This window comes from Paractinoplanes maris, from assembly GCF_023544465.1.
GTDB classification, from domain to species: Bacteria; Actinomycetota; Actinomycetes; order Mycobacteriales; family Micromonosporaceae; genus Actinoplanes; species Actinoplanes maris.
This window is the reverse complement of the sequence record NZ_JALPVL010000017.1, coordinates 178,339-190,040: the sequence shown is the minus strand read 5'-3', so window position 1 is coordinate 190,040 and position 11,702 is coordinate 178,339. Positions and strand designations below refer to the sequence as shown.

The window sequence follows — 11,702 nt, the reverse complement described above, 5'->3', positions numbered from 1 at the left end:
CCCGCACCCGCCGAGGAGGACCGTGATGAGCGAACCGACGCCGCGAGGCTATTTCGGTCTGTATCCGGCGCTGGTCACCGATGTGGTGGACAGCAAGCGGCAGGCCCGGGTGCAGGTGCGGTTCCCGTGGCTGGGCGGCGACGGGGCCACGGTCCGCTACTGGGCGACCCTGCTCACCCCGTACGCCGACGACAACCAGGGCTTCGTCGCGCTGCCCGCGGTCGGCACCCAGGTGGTGGTCGGCTTCGAGTTCGGCGACCTGGAACGGCCGTACGTGGTCGGGTCGTGCTGGAACGGCCAGGAGATGATGCCGGTGACGCCGACCCGGCCCAACGACCGCCGGCTGATCCGCAGCCGCTCGGGCGCCATCCTGGAGTTCGACGACAACGCCGCGGCGGCCAAGGTGACGCTGGCCAGCGGGCGCGGGCACACGGTGGCCATCGAGGACAACCCCGGTACGATCGAGGTCCGGCACGCCAACGGGTCGAGGATCACCATCGACAACGCGGGCACGGTCACGATCAGCACCAAGGGCACCGTGGACGTCACAGCGGCGGCGCTCAACGTGCACGCCCCCACGGCCACCTTCGACGGGATGGTCAGCTGCACGAACCTGGTCGCCTCGACCGCTGTCGTGTCGCCCTCGTACAGCCCGGGCGCGGGGAACGTCTGGTGACCACCGCCGACCTCGTGATCACCCACGACTGGCGCGTGGTGGCGCCCTGGTGGCACTGGCCGCGGCTGGACGGCGAGCCCGCCCCGGGCGACCCGGGCCGGCGCGGGGCCGTGCGCACGCAGGCACCGGTGCTGCAGAAGTACGACGGGCCGGACCTGGTGAACACGTTCCTGGCCGACCCGCAGCGCCGGCTCGAGTTCACCGACGACACCGACCGGGTGGCCACCGTCACCGAGCCGCGCGCCGGCGGGATGCCGTCGCGCACCACCTCGGGCGGCCCGCGCAAGCTCTATCTGCCGACCCACCATCGGCATTACCTGGTCGTCTGTGCGGTGCACTGCGATGCGGCGGGCTTCCCCCGGGCCCGGGCCGACGATGTGTGCGAGGCCGGCTTCGTGGTCCGGCGCCGCACCAGCGACCTGCCCGGCGGGCCGGACGGCGAGGCGGCCACCCGGCTGCGGCACTGGGCCAGGGCACGCGGGCGAGCGCGGCTGGCCGAGCGGCGGCTGCGCGGGGAGACCGGGACTGTGCGGCGGGAGATCCTGCACCGCCGGCTGACCGCCCTCGCCGAGGCCGAGCGCACCGCCCGCGAGCGCGTGCGTGAGGTGGCCGCGAGTGACAAGCCGATCCGGGAGCTGGACGGCTGGATCCCGGGCGGAGAGCCGGGCGCGGCGGTGCGCACCTCGCTGACCGGGGCCGGCTCGTGGGAGCCGGTCGAGGAGATGCCCGAGCGTCTGGCCGAGATGGCGTACCCGCTGAGCCCGCTCATGCCGGACCCGGCGCGGCCCGGCTCGGACGCGTCGTGGCAGGCCCTGTTCTTCGGCGTCGTGCCGGGCGGGTCGGGGGACGTGGATCTGTCCGGGCGGCCGCGCTACGACGACGGGACGCAGTACGAGATCCGCTGCTTCGCCCGCCGGCACCGGCCCGAGTGCCCGCGCGACGGCGCCCACTGCCGCTGCCCGATCTTCTGGTCCGAGCCCACCGAGCCCTACCGGCTGGCCGGGCACTTCGACCTCGAGGGGTGCGCCAACCGTCCGGCCACCGTGCAGCTGCCCGACCTGGCTCAGCTCAAGGCGGACGCGCTGCGGCTCGGCCCGGGCGGCGCCGGTGGTCTGCGGTTCCGGTCACCGCCCGGCTCGGAGCTGGCCTTCACCACCGAGAAGCTGGAGGCCACGGCGAAGGGGGAGACGAATGCCGTCACCCAGATCTGTTCGTTCGCAGTCCCGCTGATCACCATCGTGGCGTTCTTCGTGCTGCAGCTCTTCCTGCCGATCGTGGTCTTCGTCTTCCAGCTCTGGTGGATGCTGGCGCTGCGCTTCTGCCTGCCGCCCGACGCCGAGATCGACGGAGGCCTGATCGACGACTTCGAGGCGCTCGGAGCGGGCCTGGACGTCGACGCCGGGGTCGCGGCCACCGTGGCCAACCGGCCGGCCTTCCTCGCGAAGATGACCGAGCTGCTGGGCGGGAGCAAGCCTGGCGGCACGCCGCTGGATCAGGAGATGCGGGCCGCCTTCCAGGCCGGGGGGATGGATGCCTCCTCGTACGCCGCGATCGGCCGGGCCGCCCTGGCCCAGGACGCCCGGGAGCAGCCGCGGCCGGTGGTCGCGGCCCGGGTCGAGCGGGCCGAGGTGGTGACGCCATGACGTCCCCGGTGAGCTCGCGCCTGGGCACCGGCTGGGCCTTCCCGCCCGGACCGGCCGCCTCGGGTGGCTTCGGCTGGCAGCGTGGCGCCGCCCTCGTCCGCCAGTCGATCCTGCTCATCCTCGACACCGAGCCGGGTGAGCGGGTGATGCGGCCGGGCTTCGGCTGCGGGCTGAGCCGGTACCTGATGGAGCCGAACAACCCGGCCACCCGGGCCGCGATCGCCCGGGACGTCACCGCCGCACTGACCGCCTGGGAGCCGCGGATCGAGCTGTCGGCGGTGGACGTGACGAGCTCGGGCGACCCGGCCACCGTGCTGGTCTCGATCGGCTACGTGCACGTCCGGGACCAGAGCGACGGCGGTCTCCGGTTCACCCTGCCCGTGGCCGGAGCCTGACATGGCGATCCCGTTCCCCGTGCTGGACGACCGCTCGTTCGAGCAGTTGCTGGCCGAGCTGCGGGCGCGCATCCCGGTCTACACGCCCGAATGGACCGACCTGGGGGAGAGCGATCCCGGCATCACCCTGCTCGAACTGGTCGCGCATCTGGGCGAGAGCCTGCTCTTCCGGTTCAACCAGATCCCCGACCAGACCCGGCTGTGGCTGCTACGGCTGCTCCAGGTCTCGCCGTATCCTCCGGCCCGGGCCACCGGGCTGGTCCGGTTCACACCGGAGGGCGAGGACGGGCTGCCCGTGCCGGTGCCGCTGGGCACCGTGGTCAGCGCGGGGGACGTGCCGTTCCGGGTCGGCAACGACGTGACCGTGATCCCGGCCTCGGTCGTGGCGGTCGTCAAATCCCGTACGGAGGAACCGGCCGACCCGGTGCTGCGGGCCGAATACCACCAGGTGCTCGATCTGGCCGGGCTCGAGCCGGGACAGGCCGCCCCGTACGCCGAACAGGTCCTGCGCCAGGAACCCGGGAAGCCGGGCCTGGCCGAGCTCGACATCCGGCCCGCCGTCGACCGGACACTGTGGATCGCCGTGCAGCCGACCGGCGTGCCCGGGCCGCTCCTGGACGAGCACGGCCCGCTGGCCACCGGCCCGATCGTGCTCGGCTTCGCCACGGCCGCGGTCGAGCCCACCGGCGGTGCCGTCCTGCTGCCGTCGCAGACCTTCGCGCCCGCCGCGGCCGGCGGCATCACCGCGGTCGCCGGCCCGGCCATCTCGGCACCCCGGGCGGCGGCGCCGGACCGTGCGGTCGACAGCACGCTGATCTGGGAGGTCTCGCTGGCCACCGGCGGCTATCTGCCGGTGACCGTCGTGCGCGACACCACCACCGGGCTGCGGGCCACCGGAACGGTCGCCCTGCAGCTGCCGCCCCTGCGCCTGCCCGACGTGGGAACCCTGCCGCCGGCCGAGGACGACCTGGCCGGTGTGCGGGACACCCCGCCCCGCCTCGACGGGCAGCCGCCGGCGCTGTTCTGGCTGCGCGCGTTCCCCCGCGCGGGCGCGCCCGAGGTCGGCATGCTGACCTGGGCCGGGATCAACGTGGCCGACGTCGAGCAGGTCGCCGAGGCCACCGGCGAGCTGCTGGGTGTGGGGCAGGGCCTCAGCCACCAGGAGCTGGCGCTGGTCAACGGGGCCGTGGTGCCGGGCACCCTGCGCGTCGAGGTGCGGGAGGACGGCGTGCACTGGCAGGAGTGGACGATCGTCGACTCCCTGGCGGCCGGCGGACGCGACGACCGCCACCTGCTGCTCGACGCGGCAGCCGGGCGGGTGCAGTGCGGTGACGGCCTCCGGGGCCGGGTGCTGCCGACCGGCGCGCCGGTCCGGGCGGCGGGCTACCGGCACGGCGGCGGCGTGCGTGGCAACGTGGCCGCCGGCGCCATCCAGCAGGTCACCCTCGACACCGGTGGGGTGAGCGTGAGCAACCCGCTGCCCACCTCGGGCGGCGAGGACGCCGAACCGCTGGCCCGCGCGCTGGAGCGTATCCCGGGCGAGCTGGCCCGGCACGACCGCGCGGTGACCGCGGGCGACTTCCGCGAGCTGGCGATGATCCCGGGCGTGGGCCGGGCCGAGTGCCTCCCACACTTCGATCCGGCGACCCGCGACCTCGAGGCGGCCGGGGTGGTCACGGTGATGGTGTGGCCGGTCCGCGACCCCCGGCACCCGGACGCGCCGACGGCCGAGGCGACTCTGTTGCGCGGCGTCTTCGAGCACCTCGATCCGCGGCGGCTGGTCACCACCGAGCTGTACGTCGTCCCGCCCGTCTACCGGCCGGTCGCGGTGTCGGTGGGAATCGTCGTGAAGACCGGGTACAGCGCGATCGGGGTACGGCGGTGGGCCGAGCTGGTCGTCCACCAGTACCTGTCGCCGTTGCCGCCGTTCGGGCCCGAGGGCGCGGGCTGGCCGCTCGGCCGCCGCGTGCACGGGCCCGAGCTGGAGGCGGCCGTGCTGCAGGTCGCGGGCGTCGAGTACGTCGAGGCGGTGCTGGTGGCCGACACCTCCGGGCCGCAGCCGGTGCCCGGCACGGTCGAGCTGCACCCGTGGGAGGTGCCCGCGCTGACCGCCCTGAGCGTGGTGGCCGGACCGCCGCCGCCGGCCGGTTCGGGCGCGCCCCAGCCGCTGGACCCGGACGCGCCGGCCCCGGTGCCGGTGCCCGTGCCGAAGGACGAATGCTGATGATGCCCGAAGTGCTGCCGGCCCCGCCCAGCCCGTACCTGACCGACCCCGGCGTGCGCCGTTTCGCGCCGGTCGGCGGGGCGGGCGCGGCCTGGCTGATCCGGGACGGCACCCGCGTCGATCCGGAGTCGGGCGACCTGATGCTGGACGCCGAACCGGGCGGACCGGCGCCGGAGTTCCCGGCCGGCGCACCCGAGGTGGGACCGGTCGGTCTCGCCTTCGACCGCGACCGGTGCCTCTACCGCGGCGATCCGGCCCGCGAGCAGATCCAGCGGCTGCCCTGGCCGGAACCGGGACCGCCGGTCGACCTGCTCGCGACCTCCCCGTCCGCCGGCCGGACGGGCACCGTGGCCGGATGGCCCTTGCGAACCCGGGCGCTGGCCACCGACAGCGACGACCACCTGTTCGTGCTGGACGGGACGACCGGGCGGATCGCCGTGCTCGACCAGGCCGACGGCCGCCTGCTGCGCACCGTCACGCCGGCCGATCCGCCGATCGACCTCGCGGGCACCGGCGGCCGGCTCGTCCTCGCCCTGACCGCCTCGCTCTCGGCGCCGCTGGTGCGGCTGGACGCGATCGGCCGGCCGGCCCCGGCCGCGCTGGACCCCCGGGCGGCCGCCTTGCTGGCACCCCGGCCGGGTCCGGCGGGCTCCTGGCCGGTGCCGCCGCGCGCCCGGCCGGCCCGGCTGGCCGTCGGCCCCGACGGGGCGGTGTGGATCCTGTTGCGGGACAACGACGACGGCTATCTGCTCGGCGGAGCCGGGCAGGTGGTGCGGGTGCCCGGCGCGCGCGACATCGAGGTGGACGGGCGCGGCCGGGTCGTCGTGGCCGGGCCACCGGGCGACCGCCTGCTGACCTGGACGGATGATCTGCGCCCGGGGCCGGTGCTGCGGGCGCGTGGCTATGACGGGCGCGGCATCGCCCGGACGCCCGACGGCGGGATCGGCTACTCCGGGCGTACGGGATTCCGCGCGGCCGTCCCCGAGCGGGTGCGCCACCTGCGAGAGGGGACAGCGGGCTCGCCCGGGCTGGACGGCCAGTCGTACGGGTCGCCCTGGGGACGCGTCTTCGTCGAGGCCTGCGTACCGCCGGGGACGACGGTCGAGCTCGCGGCCGGCACCGGCGACGACCCACCCACCGGCTCGGCCCCGGACGGCCGCTGGCATCCGCTGCATCGGCGCGAGACCGGGCGCGAGCTCCCGTGGTCGCCGCCGGCCGCGGGGGACCGCTTCGAGGTGCTGGAGGCGCCGATCGTGGCCCCGCCCGGCCGCTATCTGCGGCTGTGGCTGCGGTTCACCGGCACCGGCGTGAGCACACCGCGGGTCCGGGCGGTGCGGGCCGAGATCCCCGGTCGCGACCTGATCACCAAGCTGCCCCGCACCTACCGCCGCGATCCGGCGGGCGCCGATCTGCTGCGCCGCTTCCTGGCGATCATCGGTGGTCAGCTCGGCGACATCGAGGCCCGCGCGGTGCAGCGGGATCTGCTGTTCGACCCGTACGGCGCTCCGGCCGAGTTGCTGCCCTGGCTGGCCTCGCTGATCGGGCTGACCCTGGACACCCGCTGGCCGGAACAGGCCCGCCGGACCTTGCTGGCCGAGGCCGCGGGCCTGTTCCGCGTGCGCGGCACGGTCGCCGGGCTGCGCCGCACGCTGGAGATCTACCTCGGCGAGCCGGTCGTGGTCCTGGAGTCGTTCCGGCTGCGCGGGCGGGCCGCGGCGGTCGGGGGCGCCGCCGACCGGCCGGGGCCGTTCGACGCCGTCCTGGGCGCCGGCTGGCGGGTGGTGGGTGGCCCGGCCACTCCCGCCGCGGGCCCGCGGCACGCTCCTCACTCGGCCGCGCACCGGTTCTCGGTGCTGCTCACCGGCCTGCCCGACGACGAGCAGCTCGCCGTGGTCCGCGATCTGCTCGACCTGCACCGCCCGGCGCACACACTGGTCGAGATCTGCCCGCTCGGCCCCGGGATGCGCGTCGGGATGAGCCTGCACGTCGAGATCTCCAGCTCGGTCGGGGCCGGGTCGGGGGTGCGGCGGCTGCGGGCGGGCGAGCACTCCGGGTTCGCCGCCACCTCACAGCTGGGCACCGACGGGGTGATCGGGCGCGGCCGGGCGGGCGTCCGCGTCGGCGGGGCCGAACTCGGGCGGGGGACGGTGATCGACCCATGACCGACCGCATCGACCGGCTCGCCCTCACCTGGCGGGTCGGCCCGCAGATCGGGCCGGGCGGCCACGACCGGCTGGCCGGGCTGGGTGACGCCCTGGTCGAGCACGGGCTGGCGGGCGGGCTGAGCGCCGAGGACGATCGCGACCGGCTCGTCTGCGTGCGCCGGGTGCGGGTGCCGGATCTGAGCCTGCCGTGGGATCGCGACGACGCCGCGCTGGCCGAGGCGTGGGGGCGGGCGGCCGCGCTGGCGCTGTCGGTGACCCTCGCGGCCGGCGGGGCCGACGTGGTCCGGTATCGCGGCCCGGTCCAAGCTCGGCGCGATCTCGTGCTGTCGGTGCTGCGGGACGATCGGACCCGGCTGTGGGCCTGGCGTTCTCTCGGGCTGTGGCCGATGCCGAGTGCGGGCCCGCCGATCGGCGAGGTGCTCGTCCCGGTGCTGCGTGCGGTCGCGGAGGACGACGAGGCCTACGCGGCCACCGCGCTGATCACGGCGGTCGCGGCGGCCGGGCTGCTGCCCGCCCTGATCGGGGCGGTGCCGGACCGTGCTCTGGTGGAGCTGAGCCGGGCGGCCTGGCGGCGGATCACCGGGTCGGTTCCGCCGCTGGCCTCGGTGGCGGCTTTCCACCGTACGGCCGACGGCGTGGCCGTCCTGACCCGGTCGGTCCTCATCGGAGCCGTCGATCGGGCCGCCCGCGACACGGCATGTCCGGACCTGGACGCGGCGCTGGCCGCTTTCGCCGTCCTGGAAGTGGACCCGGGGTTGGCTCGGGGACCGGCCGCGGGCAGCCTTCTGGCCGAGGTCGCCGCCCACCTCGCCGGCCCATCCGGCCGTCCGCGAGAGGTTCCGGTCGAGCAGGATCGCGCCCGGCGCGACGCCGGCGCGGGGCCCCAGCCGACGGACGGGGCGAGCCCGGCCGGTCAGGCCGGACGATCGGCTCGGCCGGAGCCTGGGGAGTCGCCGGCCCGGGTGTCTCCGCCGGCCCGGTCCGCGGGCATCGATCCGGTGCCCGCGGCGGTCATCACCCCCGGCCGGGTCCGGCGGACCTCCTGGGGCGGACTGCTGTTCCTGCTGCCGCTGGTCGCCGAGGTGGACCTGCCCGGCCGGGTCACCGCCGACCCCGGCCGGTACGGCGGTCCCGGGCTGCGGCCGGTGCTGCACGAGCTCGGCCGCCGCACCTGCCGCCGGGCGGCCCCGGCCGCCGGTCCGCCCGAGCCGGACGACCCGGCCGTCCTGGCGTTCGCCGGCCTGCCCCCGGACGCCGAACCGCCCGAGCCGCCACCCCACCCCGAGATCCTCGAGCCGGTGGTCGACGAGCTGGCCGGCATCCTGCGCGCCATGCTGCCCCCGCAGCCCACCGAGCAGGCGCTGCTCCGTCTCGTCAGCCACCGGAGCGCCGTGGTCGAGGCCGAGCCCGGCTGGATCGACCTGCTGTTCGACCTCGACGATGTGGACGTCGACATCCGCCGGGCCGGCCTCGACCTCGACCCGGGCTTCCTGCCCTGGCTCGGCTGCGTCGTGCGGTACCGCTATGGCTGAGCCGGCCCGCCTCGACGACGCCCTCGCCCGCATGGCCGGGCGGCTGGCCGGCGTGCTCGACGGGCTGGGGGACGAGGCGGGCGCCCGGTTCCTGCGCTCGTTGCCCGCGCCCGGCCGGCCCGCCGCACCGGACGGCGGCTGCCTGGCGCTGCCCGCCGGCCCGGCCGAGCCGATCGACCGCCTGGTGGCCGGGCTCGGCCTCGCCACGGCCGACCGCGACCTGCTGGTGCTGTCGCTGCTGGCCAACCAGCACGAGGGAACGGCGGCGATCCTGCGCGCTCTGCACCCGCGCGGCGAGCCGTGGGCGACCACGGGCCTGGCCGTGATGCTCGGTGAGGAAACCCGCTCGCGTACGGCTCTGGCCCGGATCCTGGCCACCGGACCGCTCGCGGCTTGCCGGGCGATGACCGTCGATGAGCCGGAGCTGCCGTTCCCGGAACGCAGCCTGCGGCCGGCGACCCGGCTCTGGGACGCCCTGAGCGGCCTGCCCGGGTGGCCGGCCGGGGTCGAGCCGCTGCCCGGCCCGTATCCGGGCTGGGGTGCACAGGCCTGGCTGACCCACCCGGTCGTGGCCGGTGCGCGCCGGGCGGTCGAACGCGATGCCGCGGTGACGGTGCTGCTGGCCGGGGCCCGCCCCGAGACGCTGGCCGGTCGGCTGGCCGCCCTGGTGACCGCGGCCGGCCGGGAACCGGTGGTTCTGCGGCTGGCCCGCGCCGATCGCGCGACGATCAGTGCGGTCCTGTTGCTGGCCCTGCTGCGTGGGGTGGTCCCCGTGCTGTGCGGACCGGGCGCCACCGAAGGTCCGTCCCAGCCTCGGTTGCCCGTTCCGCTGTTGCTGGCCCAGCTCGGCCGGGAGGTGCACACCTGGCCCCGGCCCGTGCTCGAACTGCCGGCCGGACCGCACCCGATCGCCGACCGGCGGACGGCCCTGGCCGCCGCCCTGCCCGAGCTGGGCGACCCACCCCCGCCGCTGGGCCCGGCCACGATCGAGCCCAGCGAGGTCGAGCGGGCCGCGGCTGACGTGCGCCTGCGCGCCGGCCTGGTCGACGGCCGGACCGGCTGGGCCGAGCTGAGCGACCGCATCGACGCGCGTGCCGCCGAGACTGTTCCGCCGGGTGCGGCCCTCGTGCACCCGCGGGCCGGCTGGGACGACCTCGTCCTGCCCGCCGACCGCCTGGCCCAGCTGCGGGAGGCGGTCGACCGGATGCGAGGCCAGGAACGGGTACTCGGCGAGTGGGGCTTCGGCCGCCCCGGCACGTACGGGTTGAGAATGCTCCTGGCCGGGCCGCCGGGCACCGGCAAGACGCTCGCGGCCGAGGTCGTCGCCGCGGAGCTCGGCCGCGACCTGCTCGTCGTCGATCTGTCCCGGCTGGTGTCGAAGTGGATCGGCGAGACCGAGAAGAACCTCGCCGCCGTGTTCGACGCGGCCGAGCGCGACGGCGCCGTGCTGCTGTTCGACGAGGCGGACGCGCTGTTCGGCAAGCGCACCGAGGTGGCCGACGCCCGCGACCGCTATGCCAACCTGGAGACCGCCTATCTGCTGGGCCGGCTCGAACGGTTCACCGGCGTGGCCGTCCTGGCCACCAACCTGCGGCAGAACCTCGACGTCGCGTTCGCCCGGCGGATCGAGTTCGCCGTCCCGTTCGACCTGCCCGACGAGGCCGCCCGCCGGGCGCTGTGGCGCCGCCATCTGCCGGACACCGCCCCGCTCGCCGGCGACCTCGACCTCGACCTGCTCGCCGCCCTCTATCCGCTGCCCGGCGCCCTGATCCGCAACGCCGCCCTGGCCGCCGCCTTCCTGGCCGCCGCCGAGCCGCGTCCCGGCCGGCGCGTGCTCGGCCTGTCCCACCTGGTCCACGCCGTCCGGCGCGAACACGCCAAGGCCGGCCTGTCCTTCCCAGGCCTGCCGCCGATCCCGAGGGGACTCTCGTGACGACATCCACCACCCCCGCACCCATCACCGCGACCGCCGTCACGACGTTCCGCGCCGCCGAGGCCGAGCGGCTGGAGACCGCCGAGAAGGCGCAGAAGGCCGTGGCCGGTGCGGCCGCCACCGCCGCCGTGGCGGCCGCCACCGCGCTCACCGCGATCGCGGCCGAGCGAGCCACCCTGCGGCAGGAGGAGTCGGCCCTGCGGCAGCAGCTTGCGGCCGCGCGAACCGGCCCGGAACGCCACGTCGCCGAGCTGGCCCTGGACGTCAACCGCAGCAAGCAGATCCACACCGAGCTGCGAGAACTGGACGCCAGAGAGGCGAAGGGCCGGGCCGACTCGAACGCCACCCGGACCGCCTCCACCGCCGAACGGACGACCGGCGCCCTTCAGGTCGCCCGGCAGTCGCTCGACGCGGCGCGGGCCGAGGGTGACGCCGACACCCAGAGGCTGGCTCAGGTCGCGACCTTCCACCCGCAGGCGGTCGCCCTGGTGCGCGATCTGGCCGGTGCGGTCACCGCGGCCGGGGCCCGGCTCGGTCTCCTGCTCGGCGGCGAGGCCATGCTGGCCCGGGCCGACGCGGCGGTGCAGCAGGCCCGCCGGGCCGAGCAGGATCGGGCCGGGGAGGCGACCCGTGCCCACGCCGCGGTCCTGGCCGCCGGCAGTGAGGTCACCCGGGCTGAGGACGCCCTGAACCGGGCCCGAGCCGCCGTCGACGACGGGGTGAACGCGCCGGCCCGGGTCGCCGCGGGGGCCCTTGTGGTGGAGGCGACCCGGGTCGCGGTCCCGTCGACCGGGCAGGCCCGGACCGACCAGGCCGCGCAGGACGTTGCCGCCGGTGTCCCGGGCGCCTACGAACAGTGGCTGCTCACCCTCCCGGACGGTCTCGTCGACCAGACCGTTGCCCTGCTGGACGCCGTGGCCGAGCTCAACCGCGTGCTGGAGGGTGACCATATCGTCCTGACCCGGGCCCTGGCCGACGCCGACGCCCGGCTGGCCGCCGCCCTCGCCGCTCAGGAGACGCAGCGCCGGGCCGGGGAGGCGTTGGTGGCCGCCGCCGAGGCCGCCGACGCCGCTGTGGCGGTCGCGCCCGCTCCCGCCGAGCTCCGCCGGGCCGCCCTTCTGCGAGGTGAGTGAG

8 protein-coding genes are annotated in these 11,702 nt (G+C 76.3%); all 8 read left to right on the top strand.

All coding sequences use genetic code 11. The features are described 5' to 3' along the window. The first annotated feature begins 25 nt into the window (after nucleotides 1–25). From NAG42_RS40320 to NAG42_RS40285, 8 genes are read left to right on the top strand one after another with little or no spacing between them, the layout of a single operon-like run. Nucleotides 26–676, top strand: a complete 651-nt coding sequence (locus NAG42_RS40320) for a phage baseplate assembly protein V (protein WP_250037761.1) — start codon at nucleotides 26–28, stop codon at nucleotides 674–676. Beyond that, nucleotides 673–2,319, top strand: a complete 1,647-nt coding sequence (locus tag NAG42_RS40315; RefSeq protein ID WP_250037759.1) for a hypothetical protein — start codon at nucleotides 673–675, stop codon at nucleotides 2,317–2,319. The genes NAG42_RS40320 and NAG42_RS40315 overlap by 4 nt, the downstream gene beginning before the upstream one ends. Then, entirely contained in the window at nucleotides 2,316–2,714 is a 399-nt protein-coding gene (locus NAG42_RS40310) for a GPW/gp25 family protein (protein WP_250037757.1), read from the top strand. Before NAG42_RS40315 ends, NAG42_RS40310 begins: the two co-directional genes overlap by 4 nt. Before the next feature lies 1 nt (nucleotide 2,715). Then, on the top strand, nucleotides 2,716–4,938 hold the full coding sequence (locus NAG42_RS40305) for a putative baseplate assembly protein (protein ID WP_250037755.1): 2,223 nt from the start codon (nucleotides 2,716–2,718) through the stop codon (nucleotides 4,936–4,938). Continuing rightward, nucleotides 4,938–7,100, top strand: a complete 2,163-nt coding sequence (locus NAG42_RS40300; protein ID WP_250037753.1) for a phage tail protein I — start codon at nucleotides 4,938–4,940, stop codon at nucleotides 7,098–7,100. The genes NAG42_RS40305 and NAG42_RS40300 overlap by 1 nt, the downstream gene beginning before the upstream one ends. After that, nucleotides 7,097–8,635, top strand: coding sequence for a hypothetical protein (locus NAG42_RS40295; protein ID WP_250037751.1), 1,539 nt, complete (start codon nucleotides 7,097–7,099; stop codon nucleotides 8,633–8,635). Before NAG42_RS40300 ends, NAG42_RS40295 begins: the two co-directional genes overlap by 4 nt. Beyond that, a complete protein-coding gene (locus tag NAG42_RS40290) occupies nucleotides 8,628–10,568 on the top strand; it encodes an ATP-binding protein (RefSeq protein ID WP_250037749.1) in 1,941 nt (646 codons plus the stop codon). Before NAG42_RS40295 ends, NAG42_RS40290 begins: the two co-directional genes overlap by 8 nt. Continuing rightward, a complete protein-coding gene (locus NAG42_RS40285) occupies nucleotides 10,565–11,701 on the top strand; it encodes a coiled-coil domain-containing protein (RefSeq protein WP_250037747.1) in 1,137 nt (378 codons plus the stop codon). The genes NAG42_RS40290 and NAG42_RS40285 overlap by 4 nt, the downstream gene beginning before the upstream one ends. Nucleotide 11,702: the final 1 nt, after the last annotated feature.